Annotated in this window: 25 protein-coding genes; 5 read left to right on the top strand and 20 right to left on the bottom strand. The window is 59.9% G+C overall.

Annotated features, from left to right (window positions below):
• The 11 genes from lipB to ABH912_RS24150 form a co-directional block, all read right to left on the bottom strand.
• Entirely contained in the window at positions 1-648 is a 648-nt protein-coding gene (gene lipB, locus ABH912_RS24200; protein WP_008152829.1) for a lipoyl(octanoyl) transferase LipB, read from the bottom strand.
• Positions 648-923, bottom strand: coding sequence for a DUF493 domain-containing protein (locus tag ABH912_RS24195; protein ID WP_008152827.1), 276 nt, complete (start codon positions 921-923; stop codon positions 648-650). The genes lipB and ABH912_RS24195 overlap by 1 nt, the downstream gene beginning before the upstream one ends.
• Before the next feature lie 80 nt (positions 924-1,003).
• Positions 1,004-2,161: a D-alanyl-D-alanine carboxypeptidase family protein gene (locus ABH912_RS24190; RefSeq protein ID WP_033054153.1), complete on the bottom strand. Its 1,158-nt coding sequence runs from the start codon at positions 2,159-2,161 to the stop codon at positions 1,004-1,006.
• Between the two features lie 184 nt (positions 2,162-2,345).
• Positions 2,346-3,356, bottom strand: a complete 1,011-nt coding sequence (locus ABH912_RS24185; RefSeq protein WP_033054152.1) for a septal ring lytic transglycosylase RlpA family protein — start codon at positions 3,354-3,356, stop codon at positions 2,346-2,348.
• Positions 3,356-4,366: a lytic murein transglycosylase B gene (mltB, locus tag ABH912_RS24180; protein ID WP_149628091.1), complete on the bottom strand. Its 1,011-nt coding sequence runs from the start codon at positions 4,364-4,366 to the stop codon at positions 3,356-3,358. Before mltB ends, ABH912_RS24185 begins: the two co-directional genes overlap by 1 nt.
• Positions 4,367-4,383: 17 nt before the next feature.
• A complete protein-coding gene (gene rodA / locus ABH912_RS24175) occupies positions 4,384-5,487 on the bottom strand; it encodes a rod shape-determining protein RodA (RefSeq protein WP_050482761.1) in 1,104 nt (367 codons plus the stop codon).
• Positions 5,488-5,518: 31 nt separating this feature from the next.
• Entirely contained in the window at positions 5,519-7,414 is a 1,896-nt protein-coding gene (gene mrdA, locus ABH912_RS24170) for a penicillin-binding protein 2 (protein WP_033054149.1), read from the bottom strand.
• Positions 7,415-7,424: 10 nt separating this feature from the next.
• Positions 7,425-7,892, bottom strand: a complete 468-nt coding sequence (gene rlmH, locus ABH912_RS24165) for a 23S rRNA (pseudouridine(1915)-N(3))-methyltransferase RlmH (RefSeq protein WP_007937439.1) — start codon at positions 7,890-7,892, stop codon at positions 7,425-7,427.
• 9 nt (positions 7,893-7,901) lie between these two features.
• Positions 7,902-8,396: a ribosome silencing factor gene (gene rsfS, locus ABH912_RS24160; protein WP_033054148.1), complete on the bottom strand. Its 495-nt coding sequence runs from the start codon at positions 8,394-8,396 to the stop codon at positions 7,902-7,904.
• A gap of 72 nt (positions 8,397-8,468) precedes the next feature.
• The gene (gene nadD / locus ABH912_RS24155; RefSeq protein ID WP_429511821.1) at positions 8,469-9,158 is read right to left on the bottom strand and encodes a nicotinate-nucleotide adenylyltransferase; all 690 of its coding nucleotides are present in this window, start codon (positions 9,156-9,158) and stop codon (positions 8,469-8,471) included.
• 1 nt (position 9,159) lies between these two features.
• The gene (locus ABH912_RS24150) at positions 9,160-10,431 is read right to left on the bottom strand and encodes a glutamate-5-semialdehyde dehydrogenase (RefSeq protein WP_429511820.1); all 1,272 of its coding nucleotides are present in this window, start codon (positions 10,429-10,431) and stop codon (positions 9,160-9,162) included.
• A gap of 189 nt (positions 10,432-10,620) precedes the next feature.
• Between ABH912_RS24150 and ABH912_RS24145 the strand changes: the two genes are divergently transcribed.
• Entirely contained in the window at positions 10,621-11,316 is a 696-nt protein-coding gene (locus tag ABH912_RS24145) for a DNA-3-methyladenine glycosylase (RefSeq protein WP_033054145.1), read from the top strand.
• 44 nt (positions 11,317-11,360) lie between these two features.
• Positions 11,361-12,677, top strand: coding sequence for a bifunctional DedA family/phosphatase PAP2 family protein (locus ABH912_RS24140; RefSeq protein WP_033054144.1), 1,317 nt, complete (start codon positions 11,361-11,363; stop codon positions 12,675-12,677).
• A 95-nt stretch (positions 12,678-12,772) separates the two neighbouring features.
• Here the strand turns inward: ABH912_RS24140 and ABH912_RS24135 are convergent, their stop codons facing one another.
• From ABH912_RS24135 to ABH912_RS24115, 5 genes are all read right to left on the bottom strand, one after another.
• Entirely contained in the window at positions 12,773-13,384 is a 612-nt protein-coding gene (locus ABH912_RS24135; RefSeq protein WP_429511819.1) for a hypothetical protein, read from the bottom strand.
• A 61-nt stretch (positions 13,385-13,445) separates the two neighbouring features.
• Positions 13,446-13,631: a hypothetical protein gene (locus ABH912_RS24130; RefSeq protein ID WP_156363895.1), complete on the bottom strand. Its 186-nt coding sequence runs from the start codon at positions 13,629-13,631 to the stop codon at positions 13,446-13,448.
• Positions 13,632-14,122: 491 nt separating this feature from the next.
• Positions 14,123-14,713 (bottom strand): LON peptidase substrate-binding domain-containing protein, encoded by a 591-nt coding sequence (locus tag ABH912_RS24125; RefSeq protein WP_429511818.1) that lies wholly within the window; start codon positions 14,711-14,713, stop codon positions 14,123-14,125.
• A gap of 10 nt (positions 14,714-14,723) precedes the next feature.
• Positions 14,724-15,440 carry an LrgB family protein gene (locus tag ABH912_RS24120; protein WP_056744547.1) on the bottom strand — a complete coding sequence of 239 codons (717 nt, stop codon included), beginning with the start codon at positions 15,438-15,440 and terminating at the stop codon, positions 14,724-14,726.
• Positions 15,437-15,799, bottom strand: a complete 363-nt coding sequence (locus ABH912_RS24115) for a CidA/LrgA family protein (RefSeq protein ID WP_046055557.1) — start codon at positions 15,797-15,799, stop codon at positions 15,437-15,439. Before ABH912_RS24115 ends, ABH912_RS24120 begins: the two co-directional genes overlap by 4 nt.
• Positions 15,800-15,995: 196 nt before the next feature.
• Between ABH912_RS24115 and ABH912_RS24110 the strand changes: the two genes are divergently transcribed.
• The 3 genes from ABH912_RS24110 (at position 15,996) to ABH912_RS24100 (ending at position 18,951) form a co-directional block, all read left to right on the top strand.
• On the top strand, positions 15,996-16,451 hold the full coding sequence (locus ABH912_RS24110) for a MaoC family dehydratase (RefSeq protein WP_008152797.1): 456 nt from the start codon (positions 15,996-15,998) through the stop codon (positions 16,449-16,451).
• A gap of 112 nt (positions 16,452-16,563) precedes the next feature.
• Positions 16,564-18,282, top strand: coding sequence for a C13 family peptidase (locus ABH912_RS24105; protein WP_033054140.1), 1,719 nt, complete (start codon positions 16,564-16,566; stop codon positions 18,280-18,282).
• A 27-nt stretch (positions 18,283-18,309) separates the two neighbouring features.
• Positions 18,310-18,951, top strand: a complete 642-nt coding sequence (locus ABH912_RS24100) for an oxidoreductase (protein WP_033054138.1) — start codon at positions 18,310-18,312, stop codon at positions 18,949-18,951.
• Positions 18,952-19,069: 118 nt separating this feature from the next.
• On the opposite strand, the gene ABH912_RS24095 is transcribed toward ABH912_RS24100, so the two are convergent.
• The 4 genes from ABH912_RS24095 to ABH912_RS24080 all read right to left on the bottom strand — a co-directional run bounded on the left by ABH912_RS24095 (position 19,070) and on the right by ABH912_RS24080 (position 23,461).
• On the bottom strand, positions 19,070-19,354 hold the full coding sequence (locus tag ABH912_RS24095; RefSeq protein ID WP_033054137.1) for a YceK/YidQ family lipoprotein: 285 nt from the start codon (positions 19,352-19,354) through the stop codon (positions 19,070-19,072).
• A complete protein-coding gene (gene ubiX, locus ABH912_RS24090; protein ID WP_033054135.1) occupies positions 19,347-19,979 on the bottom strand; it encodes a flavin prenyltransferase UbiX in 633 nt (210 codons plus the stop codon). The genes ABH912_RS24095 and ubiX overlap by 8 nt, the downstream gene beginning before the upstream one ends.
• Positions 19,976-21,325, bottom strand: a complete 1,350-nt coding sequence (gene mpl, locus ABH912_RS24085) for a UDP-N-acetylmuramate:L-alanyl-gamma-D-glutamyl-meso-diaminopimelate ligase (protein ID WP_033054133.1) — start codon at positions 21,323-21,325, stop codon at positions 19,976-19,978. The genes ubiX and mpl overlap by 4 nt, the downstream gene beginning before the upstream one ends.
• A 222-nt stretch (positions 21,326-21,547) precedes the next feature.
• Positions 21,548-23,461 carry a sigma-54-dependent Fis family transcriptional regulator gene (locus ABH912_RS24080; protein WP_033054131.1) on the bottom strand — a complete coding sequence of 638 codons (1,914 nt, stop codon included), beginning with the start codon at positions 23,459-23,461 and terminating at the stop codon, positions 21,548-21,550.
• Positions 23,462-23,864: the final 403 nt, after the last annotated feature.

Genomic DNA, 23,864 nt, shown 5'->3' with positions numbered 1-23,864 from the left:
TCAGTCGATTCCGCCCGTTAGGGTCGTCTGCTCAGCATAGTCGAGGTGTTTGACGAGCTGCGCGCGCAGCCGGGCACTTACCTCGGCAAATTCAATCGATCCTGCGTGATCGCTCAGCTGGGTCATCGCCAGCCCGGCGTAGCCGCAGGGATTAATCCGTCGAAACGGTTCCAGGTTCATGTCCACATTCAGGGCCAGGCCATGAAAGGAGCAACCGTGGCGGATCCGCAGACCCAGAGAAGCGATTTTCGCCCCATTGACGTAGACACCTGGAGCATCCGGCTTGGCCACGGCAGTGACGCCGTAGCTGGCCAACAACTCGATCAGGCATTGTTCCATGCGGCTGACCAGGTCACGCACGCCGAAACCCAGCTTGCGCACATCGAGCAACAGGTAGGCCACCAATTGGCCGGGACCGTGATAAGTCACCTGACCACCGCGATCAACCTTTACCACCGGAATATCTCCCGGGAGTAACAAGTGCTCGGCCTTGCCGGCCTGCCCCTGGGTGAACACCGGTGGGTGCTCGACCAGCCAGATCTCGTCCGCGGCATCGCTGCCGCGTTCGTTGGTGAAGCGTTGCATGGCATGCCAGACCGGCTCGTAAGCCATCTGGCCGAGCTCGCGAAAGCCCAGCGTGCCAGACATCACAGCACCATGTGCACGAAACCGGTAGCCCGCAACTCGCTGTTGATGTCGTACAGCTGTTCTTGACCGGTGGCGATGATGTGCAGCTGGATAGTCGTGTACTTGCCGTTGGTACTCTGGCGCTCGGCCAGGGTCTTGTGGTCAACGGTCGCGTGCTTCTCAAGGATCGCGATGATCTTGTCCTTGAAACCCACGCCGGTGTCGCCGATGACCTTGATAGGGTAATCCGCGCAGGGGAATTCGATTTTTGGCGCCTTTACTTCGGTGTCTGTCATGGCGTAACGGCCTCGTAAGCCGTGGCAACGGACATGGCCCCGTTCCGGATTGGAACAGGGCCATGCAGGTCCACACTAATTCAGTTGAACAAGCCGTAGAAGAATAGACGGATGCTATCCCACATGCGGCGGAAGATACCACCCTCGTCGACCGCGTCCAGAGCGATCAGGTCAGCGCTGTGCACGACTTTGTCGTCCAGCTTCACTTCGACTTTACCGATTACGTCGCCCTTGGCGATTGGCGCAACCAGTTGCGGGTTCATGGTCATGCTGGCGGCGAGCTTTTTCAGCTGGCCTTTTGGCAGGGTCATGGTCAGGTCTTCAGCCAGGCCGGCCTTGACTTGATTGGTGGTGCCTTTCCAGACAGGAGCCTGAGCCAGCTCGGCGCCTTTCTGATAGAACGTCTGGGTTTCGAAGAAGCGGAAACCGTAAGTCAGCAGCTTCTGGGTTTCAGAGGCGCGAGCCACTTCGCTGTTGGTGCCGAACACCACGGCGATCAGGCGCATGCCGTCACGTACAGCCGAAGACACCATGCAATAGCCGGCTTCGTCGGTGTGGCCGGTTTTCAGGCCGTCGACCGTCTTGTCGCGCCACAGCAGCAGGTTACGGTTAGGTTGCTTGATACCGTTCCAGAAGAACTCTTTCTGCGAGTAGATCGCGTAGTGAGCCGGATCTTCGTGGATGATCGCGCGAGCCAGCACCGCCATGTCGTGAGCCGACGAGTAGTGCTCCGGGTTCGGCAGACCGGTCGGGTTCATGAAGTGGCTGTTGGTCATGCCCAGATCGGCCACGGTTTTGTTCATCATGTCAGCGAAGGCGTCTTCGCTGCCGGCGATGTGCTCGGAGAGCGCAACGCTGGCGTCGTTACCCGACTGAATGATGATGCCGTGCAGCAGGTCGCTGACAGTGACTTGCGAGCCGACCTTGATGAACATCCGCGAACCGCCGGTACGCCAGGCGTTCTCGCTGACGGTCACCGGATCGTTTTCGCCGATCTGGCCACGACGGATTTCCAGGGTCGCGATGTACGCGGTCATCAGCTTGGTCAGGCTGGCCGGAGGCAGACGCTGGTCACCGTTGTTCTCCACCAGCACGTTGCCGCTGCTGGCGTCCATGAGTACATAGGCTTTGGCGGCCAGTTGCGGTGGCGACGGCATCATCTCGACCGCGAAAGCGGCAGGCGAGAGGAGCAGCGGGACTAGCAGACACAGGCGTTTGGCAAAGGTGGTGATGTTCATCCGTCTCTCGAAATCGCTAATGGAAACTGCCCTAAGGGGCAAAACTAATCAGATGACCTTCTAACGGGTCATCGCGTGTTCAGTTGCTCACTCTGTAACCCTTGCCGGGCTTTTGTTCTTCAACGAGCCAACAACCAGGTCCACCCCCCAAACCGCAAGCGAACCGTCAATCAAGTACTACGTATTACTCGGCAGTGACCAGGCTCGGCGAACCGAGATTGGCCAGGCGCACACTGTTCTGCACTTGCTGGATTTCACCCGGCGAGCCGATCGGCCCCAGGCGCACCCGATGCAGCGTCTGTTGATTGCGCACGATCGAGCTGATGAACACCGGAGCGCTCACCATCCCGCTGAGCTTCGATCTCAGGAGCTCTGCAGCGTCCGGGTTGGCGAACGCGCCCACCTGCAGATACTGGCCAGAGGCTGGTACAGAAGCGTTTTTTTTTGCATCCATCGGTACGGGCACAACGGCCGCGGCGTGCTGCTGCGGCGGTGGTGTCCATTGTTCGACGGTACCGGCCGAAGCCGTAATCGTCGGGGCGCTATTTTGCGAGATTTGCGGCTCGTTAAGCATCAAAGGCGCCGGACGGCCTTTGGCTGCCCACCATTGCTGCGGGTCAATGCCTTCGACCTTGACCCGCGCGGTACCGGTTTCGGCATAGCCGAGCTTCTTGGCGGCCGCGTAGGACAAGTCGATGATTCGGTCCGAATAGAACGGCCCGCGGTCGTTGACTCGCAGGACGACGCTCTTGTTGTTGTCCAGGTTGGTCACCCGAACGTAACTTGGCAGCGGCAAGGTCTTGTGCGCGGCACTCATGCCGTACAGGTCGTAAACCTCGCCATTGGCGGTGTTCTGACCGTGGAACTTGGTGCCATACCAGGACGCAGTGCCCGAGGCCACGTAGGTCTTGGATTCCTGCAACGGGAAATACGTCTTGCCCAGCACGGTGTACGGGTTGGCTTTATAAGGACCTGTATGCAGGGTCGGCGTGGCATCCGGGATGCGCGATACATCGACGTCCCACCACGGCGCGCCATCTTTGTGCGCACGGTTGATGTCCAGGCCTGGCGCTGCGCGCACGGCGGTGGAAGACTTTTGGGTCGGCGCGCGGCTGGTCGAGCAACTGGCGAGCAGCACCGCCAACGCGGCGAATGCCATCAGCTTCAGGGGTTTATTCATAGGCAATGCCCGCATTACTTGACGCCCCGTGCTTGGACCAGCTGTTCAGACAGTTGATGTACGGCCATGGCGTACATCACGCTGCGGTTATAACGCGTGATTGCGTAAAAATTCGTCAAGCCCATCCAGTATTCGGGGCCATTGTCACCTTCCAGGCGGAAAGCCGTGACCGGCATATCATCGCGCAGCGCATCATGACTTGACCACCCCAGCGCCCGCAACTCCCCGACGGTTTTAGTCGGCTCGATGCCCGTGGTCAAACCTTCGTCCACCTGATCGCCACGTACATCGGCGCGGCTGACCACCGGTTCGCCGGCGACCCAGCCGTGACGCTTGAAATAACTGGCGACGCTGCCAATGGCATCGTCCGGATTGGTCCAGATATTAATGTGGCCGTCACCGTCGAAGTCCACCGCATAGGCGCGAAAGCTGCTCGGCATGAACTGCGGCAAACCCATCGCGCCAGCGTAAGAGCCTTTGAGCGTCAGCGGATCGACCTGCTCTTCCCGGGCCAGCAACAGGAACTCACGCAATTCCTTGCGGAAAAATTCGGCACGGGGAGGATAGTCGAAACCCAGGGTCGACAAGGCGTCGATTACCCGAAAATTGCCGGTATTGCGGCCGAAAAAGGTCTCAACGCCGATGATCGAAACAATAACCTGCGCCGGCACGCCATATTCCTGCTCGGCACGGGCCAGTACCGCCTCGTGCTGACGCCAGAAGTCCACACCACGGGCGATGCGCGCGTCGGTGATGAACATCGGACGATATTCGTTCCACTGCTTGACCCGCTCGGCCGGTTTCGAGATCGCGTCCAGAATCGACTGCTTGCGCTCGGCTTCGCGGAACACGCTCATCAGCTGCTCACCGGCGAAACCGTAGTCGCGGGTCATTTCACCGACGAATTCGGCCACTTGGGGTGAGCCTTCGTAATCGCCGGCCAACGCTTCCTGCGCTGTGCCAAGGATGCTTACCAGGCCGACCCATGGCGCATATCGAGTCGCCCAGCCACGCATTACTTGCATTGAAATCTTCACCTTATTCAAACCTGAGCGATCCACTTACGATGGGTATGGATCGACATCAAAACCCCAAACGCTGACAGCAGCGTTACCAGCGAAGTTCCTCCGTAGCTAATGAACGGCAACGGCACCCCCACAACCGGCAACAGGCCACTGACCATACCGATGTTGACGAAAACGTAAACAAAAAACGTCATGGTCAGGCTGCCCGCGAGCAATTTGCCGAACAATGTCTGGGCCTGGGCGGTAATCACCAGTCCGCGGCCGATCAACAACAGGTAAATCAGTAGCAGTGCACAGATACCTACCAGGCCGAATTCTTCGCCCATGACCGCAATAATGAAGTCCGTGTGGCTTTCCGGCAGGAAGTCCAGGTGCGACTGAGTGCCGAGCAGCCAGCCCTTGCCGAACACACCGCCGGAACCGATGGCGGCTTTCGATTGGATGATGTTCCAGCCAGTGCCCAGCGGATCGCTTTCGGGGTCGAGGAAGGTCAGGATTCGCTGTTTCTGGTAGTCGTGCATGATGAAAAACCACATCGCGACGGCCACCGGCACGGCGGCGGCGATTACGCTGATGATCCAGCGCCAGCGCAGGCCGCCCATGAACAACACGAAAGCGCCACCGGCGAGGATCAGCAGCGAAGTGCCGAGGTCGGGCTGACGCACGATCAGGATGAACGGCAAGCCGATCAGAAACAGACTGACGCCCACATGCTTGAGCTGCGGCGGCAAGGTGCGCTTGGACAGGTACCAGGCGATGGTGGCCGGCATCAGAATCTTCATGAATTCCGAGGGCTGGAAGCGGATCACCCCGGGAATGTTGATCCAGCGTGTGGCGCCCATGGCGTTGTGGCCCATGACATCCACCACCACCAGCAACAGCACACCGATCACATAACCGACCGGCACCCAACGGGCCATGAAGCGCGGCTCGAATTGGGCGATGACGATCATCGACACCAGGCCGATGCCGAACGAGGTGGCTTGCTTGGCCAGCAGATCCCAGCTCTTGCCGCTGGCCGAATACAGCACGAACAGGCTGCCGGCAGCGAGGGTCAGCAGCAGGATCAGCAACGGGCCGTCGATGTGCATGCGTTGCAACAGCGTCGCGCGGCGACGCATCACATCCTCGCTGGAGAGGATGCGATCGAAATTACTCTTCACGGGCCGTAGCCTCCGCACTGATAGGGCTGGCGTATTCGGCCTTCAACCGACCGTCCTGGTCCAGAAGCCAGGCGTCCATGATTTGACGCACCACGGGCGCGGCGACGCCGGAACCGGACTCGCCGTTCTCGACCATCACCGACACCACGATTTGCGGGTTGTCGGCGGGTGCGAAGCCGACGAACAAGGCGTGGTCGCGATGGCGCTCCTGAACCTTGGAGCGGTCGTACTTCTCGCCCTGCTTGATCGCGACCACCTGAGCAGTACCACTTTTACCCGCGATGCGGTATTGAGCGCCGATCGCCGCTTTGCGTGCCGTACCCCGGGCACCGTGCATCACCTGTTGCATGCCGTGGTTGACCTTGGTCCAGTCAGACGGGTCACGCAGAATGATGTCCGGCATCGGGTTTTCATCCTTCGGCCGCTCGCCTTCGACGGTCTTGGCCAGGTGCGGACGGTTCCAGACACCCTTGTTCGCGACCAGCGCCGTGGCCTGGGCCAGTTGCAATGGCGTTGATTGCATGTAGCCCTGACCGATCCCGAGAATCAGCGTTTCGCCCGGGAACCAGGCCTGACGCCGGGTTGTACGCTTCCACTCACGTGTAGGCATCAGCCCCGGCGACTCTTCGAACATGTCCAGCGAAACCTTCTGGCCGATGCCGAACTTACTCAAGTACGCCGACAACCGATCGATTCCCAGTTTGTGGGCCAGGTCATAGAAGTAGGTGTCGTTGGACCGCATGATCGCCGTGTCCAGATCGACGTAGCCGTCACCGGTACGGTTCCAGTTACGGTATTTGTGATCGTAGTTGGGCAACTGGTAATAGCCGGGGTCATACACCCGACTCGACGCGTTCACAACGCCAGCATCCAGGCCGGCAATTGCCACGGCCGGCTTGATGGTCGAGCCCGGCGGGTACAGGCCGCGCAGCACGCGGTTGAACAGCGGCCGATCAATGGAATCGCGCAGCTCGGAATAGGCCTTGAAACTGATGCCGGTGACGAACAGGTTCGGGTCAAAACTCGGCTGACTGACCATCGCCAGGACTTCGCCGGTTTTCGGGTCCAGCGCCACCACGGCGCCACGGCGACCGCCGAGTGCAGCTTCGGCGGCCTCCTGCAATTTGATGTCCAGGCTCAGGACGATGTCCTTGCCGGAAATCGGTTCGGTACGTTTGAGTACCCGCAGCACGCGGCCACGGGCGTTGGTCTCGACTTCTTCGTAACCGACCTGACCGTGCAATTCGGGCTCGTAGAAGCGCTCGATGCCGGTTTTGCCAATTTGATGGGTGCCGCTGTAGCTCACCGGGTCCAGAGACTTGAGCTCTTTCTCGTTGATCCGCCCCATGTAACCCACCGAGTGCGCAAAGTGCGCGCCCTGCGGATAGTGACGCACCAGCTGCGCGACCACTTCCACGCCCGGCAGACGGAACTGGTTCACCGCGATGCGGGCGATCTGTTCTTCGGTCAGCTCGAACAGGATCGGCACCGGCTCGAACGGCCGACGCCCCTGACGCATGCGTTTCTCGAAGATCACCCGATCCTCGGGCGTCAGCTCCAGCACTTCGACAATGACGTCGAGTACTTGCTGCCAGTCGCCGGAGCGTTCGCGGGTCATGCTCAGACTGAAGCTGGGCCGGTTATCCGCCACCACCACGCCATTGCGGTCGAAAATCAGCCCGCGTGTCGGCGGAATCGGCTGCACATGGACGCGGTTGTTTTCCGACAGGGTCGAGTGGTACTCGTACTGAATCACCTGGAGGAAATACAGCCGCGCGATCAGCACTGCGATCAGCGTCACGACCGCAATTGCCCCGAACACGACGCGGCCACGCACCAGACGGGCGTCTTTTTCGTGGTCCTTGATGCGGATCGGCTGGGGCATGAGGGCAGAACTACTTGTGGTAAGGGTGGCCGGACAGGACTGTCCAGGCACGATACAGCTGTTCGCCGATCAGGATTCGCACCAGCGGGTGCGGCAACGTCAACGGCGAGAGCGACCAGCGCTGATCGGCCCGGGCACAGACTTCCGGCGCCAGCCCTTCGGGGCCGCCGACCATGAAATTCACCGTGCGCGAGTCCAGCCGCCAGCGATCGAGCTCGACCGCCAGCTGCTCGGTGCTCCAGGGCTTGCCGTGGACTTCGAGGGTCACAACACGCTCGTTCGGCCCGACCTTGGCCAGCATGGCTTCGCCTTCCTGACGGATGAAGCGCGCCACGTCGGCGTTCTTGCCACGGGTGTTGAGCGGTATTTCCACCAGTTCCAGCGCCAGCTCGGACGGAAGACGCTTGGCATATTCATGCCAGCCTTCTTCCACCCACTTGGGCATGCGAGAACCGACGGCGATCAGTCGCAGTCGCACAGCGGTCCCTTATTGCTGGTCTTTGTTGAGCTTGACGAAGTGCTCATGGGTGTTTTCCGGGCTGTGGTGAGCAGCGTTCAGAGCGCGGCTCTGTTCTGCACCGGACCACAGACGCTCCAGGTCGTAAAACTGACGAGCCGAAGCGGTCATCATGTGCACGATGACATCATCCATATCCAGCAGGACCCAGTCGCTGTCGCCCTTGCCTTCTTCACCCAGCGGCTTCACGCCCAGGGCTTTGACCGCTTCGCGGACCTTATCCAGCATCGCGCCGATCTGGCGGTTGGAGGTACCGGTAGCGATGATCATGAAGTCAGTGATGCTCTGCTTTTCACGAACGTCGATGACCTGAATGTCCTGGCCTTTCACGTCTTCCAGGGCCGCTACTGCAACCTTGACCAGCTCTTCGCCGCGCAGCTCAGGGCCGGTTGGAACCTCTACTGGCAGAGGGGCGCTCTTGAACGTGCCTTTGCGCTTTACTTTAGTTACGTCTTTGTTCGTCATATAAAACTCGTTTTGCTCGTATGTTCGGGCGCTTCGGTACACGCGTTCACGTGTGTTGAAGCGCTCCCTTTTTCAGTTCGACGCACGGTAGAGACCGTGCGCATCGATGTAGGCCAGGACCGCGTCGGGCACCAGGAAACGTACCGACTTACCGCTGGCCAGCAGTTGACGGATCTGGGTGGCGGATACCGCGAGCGGTGTCTGCCAGACGAATGCAATCTGTCCGCTCGGCCCTTTGAGGGCCAGCGGGTCGCTCACCGAGCGCGCTGCCAGCAGGTTGCGCAAGGCATCCGGCGGTTCGCTGTCGGCATCCGGGCGTTGCAGCACCAGGATGTGGCAATGCTGGAGCAACTCTTCCCAGCGGTGCCAAGTGGGCAGGCCGCAAAATGCGTCCCAGCCCAAAAGTAGAAAAACCTGGTCTTCAACGGCCAGTTCGGCGCGCATCAGTTCCAGGGTATCGATGGTGTAGGACGGTTTGTCCCGCTGCAATTCGCGGGCGTCCACCACCAACGGCGCCACACCGGCCACCGCGCACTCGACCATCGCCAGACGGTCTTCCGCCGACACTTGCGGCGTACCGCGATGAGGCGGTCTGGCACTGGGTGTCAGACGCAGCTCATCGAGCGCCAGCGATTCGGCGACTTCCAGCGCACTGCGCAAATGGCCGATGTGCACCGGGTCGAAGGTCCCGCCCAGCATGCCAATGCGTCGAGGTGCAGGCTCGCTGGCGGTTACCGGGGCTGACAGGTCGAGGTCGCCCAAGTCAGTCCGACGCCTGGCCGCGCAACTGGCCATCACCGACCACGATGTACTTCTCGCAGGTCAGACCTTCGAGGCCCACCGGGCCGCGGGCGTGCAGCTTATCAGTAGAAATGCCAATCTCGGCACCCAATCCGTATTCGAAGCCATCGGCGAAGCACGTCGGGGTGTTGATCATTACCGACGACGAATCGACTTCCGCGACGAAACGCCGGGTGTCAGCAAGGTTTTCGCTGACGATCGAATCGGTGTGATGGGAGCCGTACTTGTTAATGTGTTCGATGGCCTGGTCCAGCCCGTCAACCACACGGACCGAGAGAATCGGCGCCAGGTATTCGGTGTTCCAGTCTTCTTCCGTGGCCGCCACCGCCTCGATGATCGCCCGGGTGCGCTCGCAGCCGCGCAGTTCGACGCCTTTTTCGCGGAACTGTGCAGCCATCGACGGCAGGAAATCCTTGGCAACGGATTGATCCACCAACAACGTTTCCATCGCACCGCAGATGCCATAACGGTAAGTCTTGGCATTGAACGCGATGCGCTGGGCTTTCGGCAGATCGGCGTGGGCACTGACGTAGACGTGACAGATACCGTCCAGATGCTTGATAACCGGCACGCGGGCGTCACGGCTAACGCGCTCGATCAGGCCACGGCCGCCACGGGGCACGATGACGTCGACGTATTCAGGCATGGTGATCAGTGCGCCAACGGCGGCACGGTCAGTGGTTTCGACCACTTGCACCACGGCGGCAGGCAAATCGGCTTCGGCCAGACCGCGCTGGATGCAGGCGGCAATGGCACGGTTGGAATGAATCGCTTCGGAGCCGCCACGCAGGATGGTCGCGTTGCCGGACTTCAGGCACAGGCTGGCGGCATCGATCGTCACGTTCGGCCGGGATTCGTAGATGATCCCGATCACGCCCAACGGCACGCGCATCTTGCCGACCTGAATACCCGACGGGCGAAAGCTCATGTCGCGGATCGCGCCGACCGGGTCCGGCAGAGCCGCCACCTGACGCAAACCGACGATCATGCCGTCGATGCGTTCCGGGGTCAGCGCCAGACGCTCAAGCAATGCCGGTTCAAGACCATTGGCACGGCCAGCGGCCAAATCCAGCTCATTGGCAGCCGTCAGCTCGGCGCGTGCGGCGTCCAACGCATTGGCAGCAGCCTGCAAGGCGCGGTTTTTCTGCGCGGTGCTGGCACGGCCGATGACGCGAGAAGCTTCGCGGGCAGCGCGACCCAATCGGGTCATGTAGTCAAGAACGGACTCAGTCATGGTCTGGAGTGGTCTTTGCTAAGGTCTTGGTAAAGAGTAAAGCGGCAGATTATAGCTGTCGCGTCCCGGGACTAACAGCGGTGACGGGCGGATGGTCGAAATGGAGGGCAATTTGCCGACGTTCAGCCGTGATTAAGCTGCAAATTGTTATCATCGCGACTCAATCAGCCCTGATAAACGCCGTTCATCATGACTAACCTGACCGTTCGCACGTCCGCGACGGGCCTGCCCAAGGGGCTCGCGGATGCATTTTTCGACAGAGACGCCCAAACGCTGGCCCGGGATTTACTCGGCAAAGTCATTCGTCACCGGGTCGACGACCTGTGGCTCAGCGCCCGGATTATCGAGACCGAGGCCTATTACTTCGAAGAAAAAGGCAGCCACGCCTCCCTCGGCTACACAGAAAAACGTAAGGCTTTGTTTCTGGATGGCGGCCACATCTATATGTACTACGCCCGGGGCGGCGACTCCCTGAACTTCAGCGCCCAGGGCCCGGGCAATGCTGTGCTGATCAAATCCGCCTATCCGTGGGTCGATGACTTGAGCGGGCCGGCGAGCCTGGCGCAAATGCTGCTGAACAATCCCGACGCCCAAGGCCGCCCTCGCCCCTCGCAAAAGCTTTGCGCCGGACAGACGTTGCTCTGCAAGGCGCTGGGCCTGAAGGTGCCAGTCTGGGACGCCAAGCGCTTCGACCATGAAGTGCTGTTGGTGGAGGATGTCGGCCCGGCGCCTGTTCACATCATACAAACCACGCGCCTGGGCATTCCCCACGGCCGCGATGAGCATTTGATGTACCGTTTCGTCGATGCGGCTTACGCGCCGTATTGCACGAGAAACCCGCTGCGACGGGGTCAGGTCGAAGGTCGCGATTATTTTTTGCTGTGAGTACAACTCCTGCGGGGGTCAATTAATAAGAGGGAGTTGTTTTTATGGGCCCATGGCTCGATAGCGTGACCGGTTGGTTGACGGTCAACCCGCAATGGCTGGCCGCGGCGGTGTTCATAGTGGCCTTTGTGGAATGCCTGGCGATTGCCGGGCTGATCGTGCCCGGCACGGTGTTGCTGTTTGCCGTGGCGGTACTGGCCGGTAGCGGTGCGCTGTCGCTGGGCGAAACGCTATTACTGGGATTCGTCGCCGGCGTTCTGGGCGATATCGTCTCTTACTTCATCGGACGACATTTCCATCAGAACATCCGGCGCCTGCCTGGGTTGCGCCATCATCCGGAATGGATCGCCGGGGCCGAGGCGTATTTCCAGCGTTACGGCATTGCCAGCCTGTTGGTCGGACGTTTCATCGGTCCGCTGCGACCGATGTTGCCGATGGTCGCCGGGATGTTCGACATGCCCTTCCCGCGCTTCGCCGCCGTCAGCTTGCTAGCCGCCGCCGGTTGGAGCGTCGCGTATCTGCTGCCCGGTTGGGCCACAGGCGCGGCGATTCGCTTGCCTTTGCCGGAGGGCTTCTGGCCTGAGGCCGGCATCGTCGCCGGTAGCATCGTCGTCATGGTGGGCTTGAGCGCCACCAGCAGTCTGCGCCGTCATCGCAAAGCGACGATGATGATTACCGGAATGAGCTTCCTGATTCTGGCGGGACTGTTTATCGGCTATCCGCACCTGACCGCCCTCGATCAGGGTGTGATGACCCTGGTGCAGGAACACCGAAGCCCGCTGCTCGATGAAGTGGCGGTGACGTTCACGCTGATCGGCGAGTTTCGCAACATGCTGTTGTTCAGCGCCCTGCTGACGGGTTTGCTGTTGCTCACCCGGCAATGGCGCCAGGCGATTTTCGCCGGCAGCACCCTGCTGTTCACCGCACTGGGCAACACCGCGACCAAACACTTTTTCGCCCGCCTACGCCCGGAAGTATTGAGCGATCCTCTGACCAGCTACAGCATGCCCAGCGGCCATGCCTCGGGCTCTTTTGCGCTGTTTCTGACGCTAGCCGTGCTGGCCGGCCGCGGACAACCACCGCGCATGCGCCTTACCTGGCTGCTGTTAGGTTGCTTGCCAGCGCTGGCGATTGCCCTGTCCCGGGTGTACCTGGGCGCCCACTGGCCGACGGATGTGCTGGCCGGCGCGATGCTGGCAGCGTGCGTGTGTGCGGCGAGTTTGTGGCTGAGTCAGCGCCCGGCGCCGCTCAACGCCTTGCCACCGAAGGTCTGGTGGCTGGTGTTACCGGCACTGGTGGCGCTGTTCGGGTTCTTCGCGCTGCGGCATTTACCCCATGCGATGTTGCGGTATGCGTACTAACGGGTAACGCCCTGACTGGAGCAGGGCGTACCCGATCAATTGACCGGCCGTTGATGAACGCCAGCCATCTAAGCGCGCAAGCTCAATCTGAGTAATTAATTGTTTGCAGTCGGCAGATGGGGGATTCCATTGCGCTCAATCGAGTGTCCATGACCCGAGGAAATCACCCTGACTGCGAACTCCGTCGAATCCGGGAACAGTGCAAATTCGGACCGCCCCTCCTTACTGTCCGAAAAATAGTAATCACCTCTCTCTCCAAGCTTAAACACCGAACTCTTTGTCGACCAACTAACAAGGTGAATACCAAAAAGATCTACGTCAGGCCTGTCATACACCACCACTTTATGACCGTCATACAAACGAAACATGGTCGGATCCTCTCCCACAGGCACACAGACTCTTTCCGAGCCTTCCATGCTCAAATAAAACCCTTGAGCAGAGCCTTCGGCGACCAGAATCGTATATTTATCACCCAGGCATTCAAAATAAAACAATTGCGGCTCGTGCCTTTCCTTGTCAGCAAGCGTCAAGTAGTTGGAATACTTATCTCCACGCAATATCAACTCGAATTCGGTACGCTCGCGCACGCTATAACGGTCATTTTCCAAGCGTTTTTTCATCCGCTCAAAGTTCATGACAACAGGCTTCCCTTCAAACTCCAGAGTCGCCAGGAAAGAGTGTTTCAAATTCAATTCGCTTTGTTCCATGATACACCTTGAAATTCCATTTAAAATTCACACGAACGTCACGCTGGACTCAGCCGGCCCTTTATTCTTCGTCTTTACGTTTGTCTTCGATGCGATTACGCTCACGTCGTTCTTCAACCGCCAGGTCTGCAAACCGGCCTGCATTATTAAAAGCATACTCCCAACCTTCCTGATGCCCCTTCACCTGCAGATAGCGCGCAAAAATGTCATCCCAGAATTCCAGCTCATTGCTTTGAATAGTCATCACGGCCATTAACTCCTTAATTAGTTAGTCGGTTACTTCGCCCGCTTCCTGCAAGCGAAACCAAAGACTAATATAAAGTTGTTAACCCGACAAGCACCCACCTACGGCGCACTTACTTCAAAATAAAACTGCAAACCACAACTATAAGGCCTGAATTAATAGAGATTCGAACATTACATCATCGTCATCGATAACCAACAGATTGATTGCGTAGTACTATCCGTCAGCTCCTCGTTGAACGTCACAGGTGACTTTTTGCCCTACCCGGATAACCGGACTGCCCTCTTCGACCGAGGGCCTCGCTAATAATTATCAAGTTGTAGACACGTTAAAACGACCACACCTCTACCTGACCAAACAAAGTCAACCCACTTTACTCTTAGCGGCCAATTGACACCCAAACTGATCAAAAAAAGCCTTGCATGGTTAAACCTGCAAGACTTTTTTGTGCACGCAAAAAACCAGCGATTTAAGTACGGCGCATCGCCCCTCACTCAGGCAAACAACTCACCCTGCAACTCATCCAGCAGCGCCTGAATCGCATCCAGTCGCTGCTGCGGATCATCGAGTTGCAGCAGGTCGATCTTGTCCACTTCGGCAAACGGCAACAGGTACGCCAACTGATTGGCCAACGACTGCTGCCCGGTTGCTTCGGTACCCATGTTCAATGCTTCGACCATCGGGTGTTCGGCCAACGCTTTGAGCAGCGCAACCAGGTCGGCGTCCTCGTCCTGCAGCGGTTGCTCAGGTTCGTCTTCCAGCCACTCGACCTCGGCGATGGTCAGCTGATCGCGCTGAACCTCGGTGCGCAACACGTGGAAACGCCGCCCGCCCTGCACCCGAATGCCCAGCAAACCATTGTCCTGCTGTTTGAAATCAGTGATCAGCGCCTCGCATCCGACCAGCGCGTAGCCCGCCGGGGCGATGCCGACTTCTTCGCCGTCGAGGATGCACACCACGCCGAAGCCGCCGCCCTGTTTCATGCAGCGACTGATCATGTCCAGGTAGCGCGCCTCGAAGATCTGCAAATCGAGGATGCAGCCAGGAAACAACACCGTGTTCAGCGGAAAAAGCGGCAAGCTCATAGACATTTCCTTACACCACCATCGACACCGCCAACGGCAGGAAAACTGCCGTGGCCACGCCCATCAGACTCATCGCCAGCGCCGCGAAGGCGCCGCATTCTTCATTTTCCTGCATCGCCACCGCAGTGCCTACCGCGTGCGCCGTCATGCCCAGTGCCATGCCGCGCGCCTCAGGACTGTGCACACCCAGCCGGGTCAAAAGACTCGGCCCGAAGATCGCCCCGATCACTCCGGTAATCAACACGAACACTGCCGCCAGCGCCGCGACGCCACCGATCTGCTCCGCCACCAACATGGCAATCGGCGAGGTCACAGACTTCGGCGCCATGGTCATCAGGATCATGTGTTCGGCACCAAACGACCAGCCTAACAAAACGCCCATGCCGGTGGCGACGACGCCACCTATCACCAGCGTAGTAAATATCGGCCAGAACAACTGCCGAATGCGTCGCAGATTGAGGTACAGCGGCACAGCCAGCGCAACGGTCGCAGGCCCGAGCAGGATGCTGAGGATCTCAGTGCTCTTGCGGTACTCGGCATAGGTCAGGCCGCAACCCACCAATACGCCGATCACCAGCAGCATCGAGACCAGCACCGGTTGCAGGAAGATCCAGCGGGTTTTCTCGAATGCCGCCAGCACCAGTTGATAAGCCCCCAGCGTAATACCGATGCCGAACAACGGATGATGAATCACCGACGTCCAGGCGCCGTGCCAGTCGAAGATCATTGGCCGTCCTCACGATGAGCGTGACGCTTGACCATGCGCTGCATCAGCACGCCAGCGAAGGCCATGGACAGCAACAGAGACAACACCAGCGCACCGACGATGGCCCAGAAATCCGCGGCAATGTCCTTGGCGTAAACCATCACGCCTACGGCTGGCGGCACCAGCAGCAACGGCAGGTAACGCAACAGACTGCTGGCCGCGAGACTCAGCGGTTCGCCGACCTGGCCACGGCTGATCAGGAACACCAGCAGCAACAGCAGGCCAACAATCGGCCCCGGCAGCACCGGTAAAAACAAGTGGTTGATGGCTGTGCCCAGCAATTGGAACAGCACCAGCCAGGTCAGGCCACGTAACAACATCCGTCATCTCCCGCCAATATCATCCCGCACAAGCGGGCCGAGCATTATAAGCACGCCAACGCTATAGACCGGCATTCGCCAAAATCATGGTCAGTTGACCGGAGCCATTTGCCATGTTGATCTAAAGTGGTAATCCGGGAGGTCAAATCCCCCCACCTCAAAAACTATAAAACCGATGAACCCAAGGAGAGTCTCAATGCCCTATGTTCCAGTTGCAGAGCTCAAAGATTATGTCGGCAAGGAACTCGGACGTTCCGAATGGCTCACCATCGATCAGGAGCGTATCAACCTGTTCGCCGAAGCCACTGGGGACTATCAGTTCATCCACGTCGACCCGGTCAAAGCCGCGCAAACGCCATTTGGCAGCACCATTGCACACGGTTTCCTGTCGCTGTCGCTGATCCCCAAACTGATGGAAGACATCCTGATCCTCCCTGAAGGGGCGAAGATGGTGGTCAACTACGGCCTGGATACCGTGCGTTTCATCCAGCCAGTGAAGGTCAATTCCAGGGTACGACTCAAGGTCGACATGAACGAAGTCACCGAGAAGAAACCCGGCCAATGGCTGCTCAAGGCCACCGCCACGCTTGAGATCGAAGGCTCGGACAAACCGGCCTACATCGCTGAGCCACTGTCCCTCTGCTTCGTGTAACCCATCCCGGATGCGAAGCAGCTCATGCTGTTTCGCGCCCTCTCCTGTTTACTGGCTATATAAGGTCAAACAGCTGCGGCATACTCGGTCGCCTAATTGCCCGGATCCCGCTATGCGCCCACTTGCACTCCTCGCTCTGACCCTATTGCTCACCGCTTGCGGCGACGGCGAATCGCTGTTGCCCCCCGATGCCCGCTTGCCGGACGGCGGACGCTATCGCGGTGAACTGGTCAACGGATTGCTGCAAGGCCAGGGCCGTATCGATTACCCGAACGGCAGCTGGTACGCCGGCGATTTCGACAAGGGCCAATGGCATGGCCAGGGCGAATGGCACGGCAGTAACGGCGAAGTCTATCGCGGGGGATTCAGTCTGGGGCTGTTCGACGGCAAGGGCACACTGACCACCAGCGGCAGCAGCTTCACCGGCAGTTTCAAAGCCGGTCGACGGGACGGCGAAGGCACCCTCAAAGAAAACGGTATGACCTACCGCGGTGAATTCAAGGCCGATCAATATTCAGGGCTGGGTCGTCTCGAACTCGAAGACGGCAGCTCGTATCAGGGCCAGTTCGCCCACGGCAAACCCAACGGCGAAGGCCAGCGGGGCGACGCCAGCGGCAATCAGTTCACCGGGCATTTCGTCGACGGTCAGCTCGAAGGCAACGGGACGTTCAACAGCGCCGATGGCGATATCTATGTCGGTGGCTTCAAGAACAACCAACTGCACGGCAAGGGCCGTTACGAGAACGCCGACGGTGATGTCTGGCTCGGTCAATTCAAGGAAGGATCGCTGAACGGCAAGGGCGAGTTGATCGGGGCCGACGGCAGCCATTACATCGGCCAGTTCAGTGACTGGCGCTTCGCCGGCCAAGGTCGATTGAACCTGTCCGACGGCAGCTTCTATATTGGTCAATTCGACGGTGACAGTTACTCGGGGCATGGCACCCTGGTGCTGACTGACGGCACAGTGCAAAACGGCACGTGGATTGCTGGCCAGCGTGTTCGCGATGCCAACGGCAAGCTGCTGCCCGACAGCCTGGAACTCGGTTTGCTGGCCCAGGGCCGTTTGCTCGACGATGCACTGTCCAGCGTGCCGGCTTCGACCCCGGCAGTCGAGTTGTACACCCTGACCCTGGGCGGTGACGGCAAGCAAAGCGTGTTCCTGCGCGAATCCGATTACGTCAGCAACATGCTCAACAGTCGCTTTGGTGCGTTTGGCCAGATCCGCCTGGTGAACCATCGCGACCACCTCGTCGACCGGCCGATGGCCACCCGGGAAAACCTGCGCCGCGCGGCCGCCACCCTGGCCGAACGCAGTGGCCCGGAAGACTTGATCTTCATCTACCTGACCAGCCACGGCACCAGCGAACACGAACTGGTGCTCGACCAGCCGCGCATGGAACTGTCCGATCTGCCGGCCGACGAACTTGCCGCAGTGCTCTCTCCGTTGAAAAACCGCGACAAAATCATCGTGATTTCATCCTGTTACTCCGGTGGCTTCATTCCGGCACTCAAGGATGAACGCACCCTGATCATGACCGCCTCGCGCGCTGACCGCGTGTCCTTCGGCTGCTCGGAAGAAGCCAACTTCACCTACTTCGGCGACGCGCTGTTCGCCCAGGCACTGAACCAGACCGACGATCTGGAGCAAGCCTTCAAACAGGCCAAGGCCACCGTCGCCGAACGTGAACTGGCGGACAGCTTCGAAGCCTCTGAACCGCAGATCTGGGCGCCGAAAACCGTCCTCTCCCACTGGCAACTGTTACGCAAGCAGCAGGCACGCAAGGCACTACAAAGTGTTTCCAGCGACAGCAAGGACCCAAAGAGCAACTAAGCTGAATAGTATCAAGGGGGAAACACTATGTACTTGACGCCTCAGCACGTACTGCTTGCCGGAGCTACCGGGTTGACCGGTGAACATTTACTTGATCGCCTGCTCAATGAGCCCACGATCTCACGAGTATTGGCGCCCTCACGCCGGCCCTTGGCCGAACATCCCCATCTGGAAAACCCGGTCGGCGACCCTGCGGTGTTTCTGCCGCAATTGAATGGTCGTGTCGACATTGCCTATTGCTGCCTGGGCACCACAATCAAGAAAGCCGGCTCGGAACAGGCGTTTCGCGCGGTAGACCTGGACATGGTGGTGGCATTCGCCAAACGTGCACGGGAGATGGGCGCACGGCACCTGATCGTGATCAGTGCCCTGGGGGCTGATCGCAGGTCCTCTATTCTCTACAACCGGGTCAAAGGCGAGATGGAATATGCATTGCGCGCACAGGACTGGCCGCAACTGACCATTTGCCGACCTTCGCTGCTGCTGGGCGAGCGTATGGAACCGCGTATGGCCGAGCAATTCGTCGCCCCCTTGTCCCGCTTGATCCCCGGCAAATACCGCGGCATCGAAGCCTGCCAACTGGCCCGCGCGATGTGGCGACTGGCGCTGGAAGAGCAGGATGGGGTGCGGATTGTTGAGTCGGATGAGTTGCGCAAACTCGGCAAATAATCCGCGGACCTGTGGCGAGGGAGCTTGCTCCCGCTGGACTGCGCAGCAGTCCCTATTTTGGGGCCGCGTTGCGGCCCAGCGGGAGCAAGCTCCCTCGCCACAAGAGCCGCGCTCAGTCTTACAATCCGCCCGTTGCCTGAAAACTTACCCCGATCACCGTGAGCACCGACAGCGGCAACAGCAGCGTGTCGAGCAACGCGCTGGCAGGCAGGTCGATGCCGGGGTAGCTCGGCGCTTCGGCGCCGAAGCGGTCCATGGCGCAGCAGCCGCCGTTCATGGCATACAAATCCAGACGCGTCCCCGAATACACCACCGGTGCACCAGGCTTGGCGGCATCAAGCGTTCGCGCCGTGGCGCAGCCAGCCAATTGCAGCGCCAGCACAATCGCCAGCAGCTTATTCATCGCTGGTCAGATGGTGTTCGCCCCAACGCGGCAGCATGTCCTGGGGAATGTTCAGCAGATTGAGAATCCGCGCCACGACAAAGTCGATCAGGTCGTCGATGGTTTGCGGCTGATGATAAAAGCCAGGCGACGCCGGCAAAATCGTCACGCCCATGTTCGACAACTTGAGCATGTTCTCCAGATGGATGCTCGAATACGGCGACTCACGCGGCACCAGAATCAGCTGACGGCGCTCCTTCAACGTCACATCCGCGGCACGTTCGATCAGGTTGTTGCAGGCACCCGTCGCGATGGCCGACAAGGTCCCGGTGGAACACGGCACCACCACCATCGCCGCCGGCGCGCCAGAGCCCGAGGCCACTGGCGACATCCAGTCTTCCTTGCCATACACCCGAATCTGCCCGGCGGCAGCGCCGGTGTATTCGGTGAGGAAGGCCTGCATCATCTGGGGTTTGGGCGGCAACGTAACGTCAGTCTCGGTGGCCATCACCAGTTGCGCAGCCTTGGAGATCATGAAGTGCACTTCGCGGTCTTCGCGAATCAGGCAGTCAAGCAGGCGCAAACCGTACTGGGCGCCGGAAGCGCCGGTCATCGCCAGCGTGATGCGTTCCGGGCCATTGTTCATCGCAGCGCCTCGGCGAGTTTGCCGTGCAGGCCGCCGAAGCCGCCGTTGCTCATGATCACCACGTGAGTGCCGGGCTGGGCCTGGCTCTTCACACGTTCGATGATGCCTTCCAGCGAATCACTGACGATCGACGGCACCGTGCACAACGCAGCAGTAGCCCCCAGATCCCAACCGAGGTTGGCCGGCGCGTACCAGATCACTTGATCGGCATCGACCACGCTTTCCGGCAAGCCGTCGCGGTGAGCACCGAGCTTCATGGAGTTGGAGCGCGGCTCGATGATCGCAATCAACGGTGCATCGCCGATGCGCTTGCGCAGCCCGTCGAGGGTCGTCGCAATCGCCGTCGGATGGTGAGCGAAGTCGTCGTAGATGGTAATGCCACGGACCTCCGCAACTTTCTCCATCCGGCGCTTGACGCTTTTGAATGCGCTCAGCGCCGCGATGCCCATGGACGGCACAACACCGACGTGGCGCGCCGCAGCCAACGTGGCCAGCGCGTTGGCGACGTTGTGTTGGCCGGTCATGTCCCACTCGACCACACCTTGAGCGACGCCTTCGAACATCACTTCAAACTTCGAACCGTCTTCGCTGAGCAGTTTGACCTGCCACTGACCGCCGGCACCGGTGGTTTGCACCGGGGTCCAGCAGCCCATCTCGATCACACGCTGCAACGCAGGCTCGGTGGTCGGATGGATCACCAGGCCTTCGCTCGGAATAGTCCGCACCAAATGGTGGAACTGCCGCTCGATAGCGGGCAGATCGGGGAAGATGTCGGCGTGATCGTATTCCAGGTTGTTCAGGATCGCCGTGCGCGGGCGGTAGTGAACGAACTTGGAGCGCTTGTCGAAGAACGCGCTGTCGTACTCGTCGGCTTCGATCACGAAGAATGGGGTATCACCCAGACGAGCGGACACCGAGAAGTTTTGCGGCACGCCGCCGATCAGGAAACCCGGGCTCATGCCCGCGTGCTCCAGCACCCAGGCGAGCATGCTGCTGGTGGTGGTTTTGCCATGAGTACCGGCGACGGCCAGCACCCAGCGACCTTGCAACACGTGATCTGACAGCCATTGCGGGCCGGAGACGTAGGGCAGGCCTTTATTCAGCACGTATTCGACAGCCGGGTTGCCGCGAGACATGGCATTGCCGATCACCACCAGATCCGGTGCCGGATCGAGCTGCGCCGGGTCATAGCCTTGGGTCAACTCAATGCCCTGAGCTTCCAGCTGAGTGCTCATCGGCGGATAGACGTTGGCATCGGAGCCCGTCACGTGATGGCCCAGCTCTTTGGCCAGAACCGCCATCGAACCCATGAAAGTGCCGCAGATACCAAGAATGTGAATGTGCATTAGTCGACCTCGTAAAACATGGCCGCAGGTTAGCTTAGGGTGGGAAAAATCGCACTCTTTAGCTGATGGTGTCCCGGTCTCTGTGGCGAGGGAGCTTGCTCCCGCTGGGTCGCGCAGCGGCCCCAAAACCGGCCACCTCCTTTTTTCAGATACACCGCGAACTCTGGATTTACGACTGCTGCGCAGCCGAACGGGAGCAAGCTCCCTCGCCACAAAAGCGGTTTACCGGGCGATGCCGTGTTTACGCAGCTTTCTATAAAGCGTATTACGGCTGACGCCAAGTTGTTCAGCCGTATGTGTCATATGCCAGCGCGTCTGTTCCAGCGCATTCAGCAACGCCAGCCGCTCAGCGTCATCCAGCGGATGGTCCGAAGGCTCTTCAACGGCAACAACCGGAACCGGCCGGGCCTGACGAATCATCGCCGGCAAATCCTCCAGCCCGATCCGCCCGCCGTCACACAGCGCCGCTAACGTGCGCAACACATTGCGTAACTGCCGCACGTTCCCCGGCCAGGCGAAGGCCAGCAACGCCTGGCGTGCCGGACCGTCGATCAATACGGTTTCCCCGCCGGCCTCTTCAGCCAGCAAAAAGTCGAGCAACTGGGACTTATCACTGCGATCACGCAACGCCGGCAAAGCAACTTCCAGTCCATTGAGCCGGTAATACAAATCCTCGCGGAAGCTGCCGTCCTGCACACGTTCCAGCAGATTACGGTGAGTGGCGCTGATGATCCGAACATTGACCGATTCCGGCTCACCGCCGATCGGCACCACCTGACGATCTTCCAGCACCCTTAATAGCCGGGTCTGCAAGGCCAGGGGCATGTCGCCGATTTCATCGAGGAACAGAGTCCCGCCATCAGCCTGCTGCAACTTGCCGCGCATGCCTTCCTTGCGAGCGCCGGTAAAGCTGCCGCCGCGATAGCCAAACAGTTCGCTCTCGATCAGGCTTTCGGGGATGGCGGCGCAGTTGAGGGCGACGAAGGCTTTTTCTGCTCGCTGGCTGGCCTGGTGGACGGCTTTGGCAAATGCTTCTTTGCCGGATCCGGTTTCGCCGTTGATCAGTAGCGGTACGTCCCGCTCGAACACGCGCAAGGATTTGCGGAAGTCTTCCTGTAACCCCGTGTCGCCCAGACAAATGCCCGACAAGCGCGAAGGTTCGGCGATCACCGGACTTTGCACCACCGGCACCGGAACGCTGCGTGGCTGCCCGCGCAACAGCGCAAACAGACTCCGCCCGTCGCGCGTACGCAACGGCCAACTGGCGCTGGCATTGACGCTGGCGCGGCCGAGCAATTCATCCAGCGAGCAATCGAAAAACGCCTCCACCGGTTTGCCCAGCAGCCCTCCGCGAATATGCCCCAGCAGGTTCAGCGCACTCTGGTTGACCGCGCTGATCCGCCCTTCCCCGTCAAACGCTAGCAATCCTTCGCTGAACAGCCCGACGGATTCGGCCTGAAGGTGAAAACGCAGCAACCATTGATTGTCGAAATAACGCAGGAAGTAGCAGCTCTCGATCATCTTCGCCGAAAGATTGACCAGGGCCATGGTGTGGAACTGGCTTTGACGAGAGACCTCATGGCGCGCCGAGGACACGTCGAGCACCGCCAGCAGTTCGCCGTGTGGGTCGAACACCGGGCTCGCCGAGCAGGTCAGGCCGGTATGACGGCCGCGGAAGTGCTCGTCCTGGTGGATGGTCAGTGACTGACGCTCCACCAGACAGGTGCCGATGCCGTTGGTGCCTTCGCAGGCTTCGCTCCAGTCCGCCCCGAGCCACAGGCCGGCGCGCTCGAAAATCTTCCGCTCGGCAGGCGCGGTGACGCAATTGAGGATCACGCCGCGGGCGTCGGTCAGCAGGACCGCATGGCCGGCACCGGAGAGTTGCTGATGAAGGCTGGTCATTTCGCTGCCGGCGATGTGCAGTACTTGCTGCAAGCGCTCGCGGCTTTCCAGGACGCGGCCATGTTCCAGCACCGTCGGCGCCATGGTCAGGGCCGGGTCGAGATGATAATCCTCAAGACAGCGCAGCCAGGAACGGGCAATCGACGGATCGCTGCCGGGACCGTGCAGGTGGGACTTCCCCTGAGTGACAGTCAGGACCTGCTGGGCATGGCGACTCAAATGGTTGTCGTGCATTTCTTATTGTTCTCCCCGAGAGCTGTGCTGATCCCATCAAGGGCTGAACACATCTTGTGGCGAGGGAGCTTGCTCCCGTTCGAGTGCGAAGCGCTCGCCAAAAACCATAATCGGCAGACATCTTGGGGCTGCTTCGCAACCCAGCGGGAGCAAGCTCCCTCGCCACAGAACGCCGAGCATCCTCCAGCCTAGCCTTCATTGCAATGCTGGCAAGACCGCACGGTCACAGGTTGTGCCGCAAGCGGTACAAAGTGTCACGGGGGCTGTACCGAAAGCGTCACAGGCGCGGTCCGCCTGTCCGACAAAAGTAACGTAAGGCCTTGATTTGCCTGACCTGCAAGGCAGTGGCCCGACCTTTGCTCTACGCTTATAGCAAGCGCACATGCGCCTCTCTGATAAGTAC

This window comes from Pseudomonas sp. BT76 TE3572, assembly GCF_050435365.1.
In the GTDB taxonomy this organism is placed as follows: domain Bacteria; phylum Pseudomonadota; class Gammaproteobacteria; order Pseudomonadales; family Pseudomonadaceae; genus Aquipseudomonas; species Aquipseudomonas fluorescens_W.
Note: the sequence above shows the minus strand (reverse complement) of the source record. Positions and strands in the feature narration are given on the sequence as shown.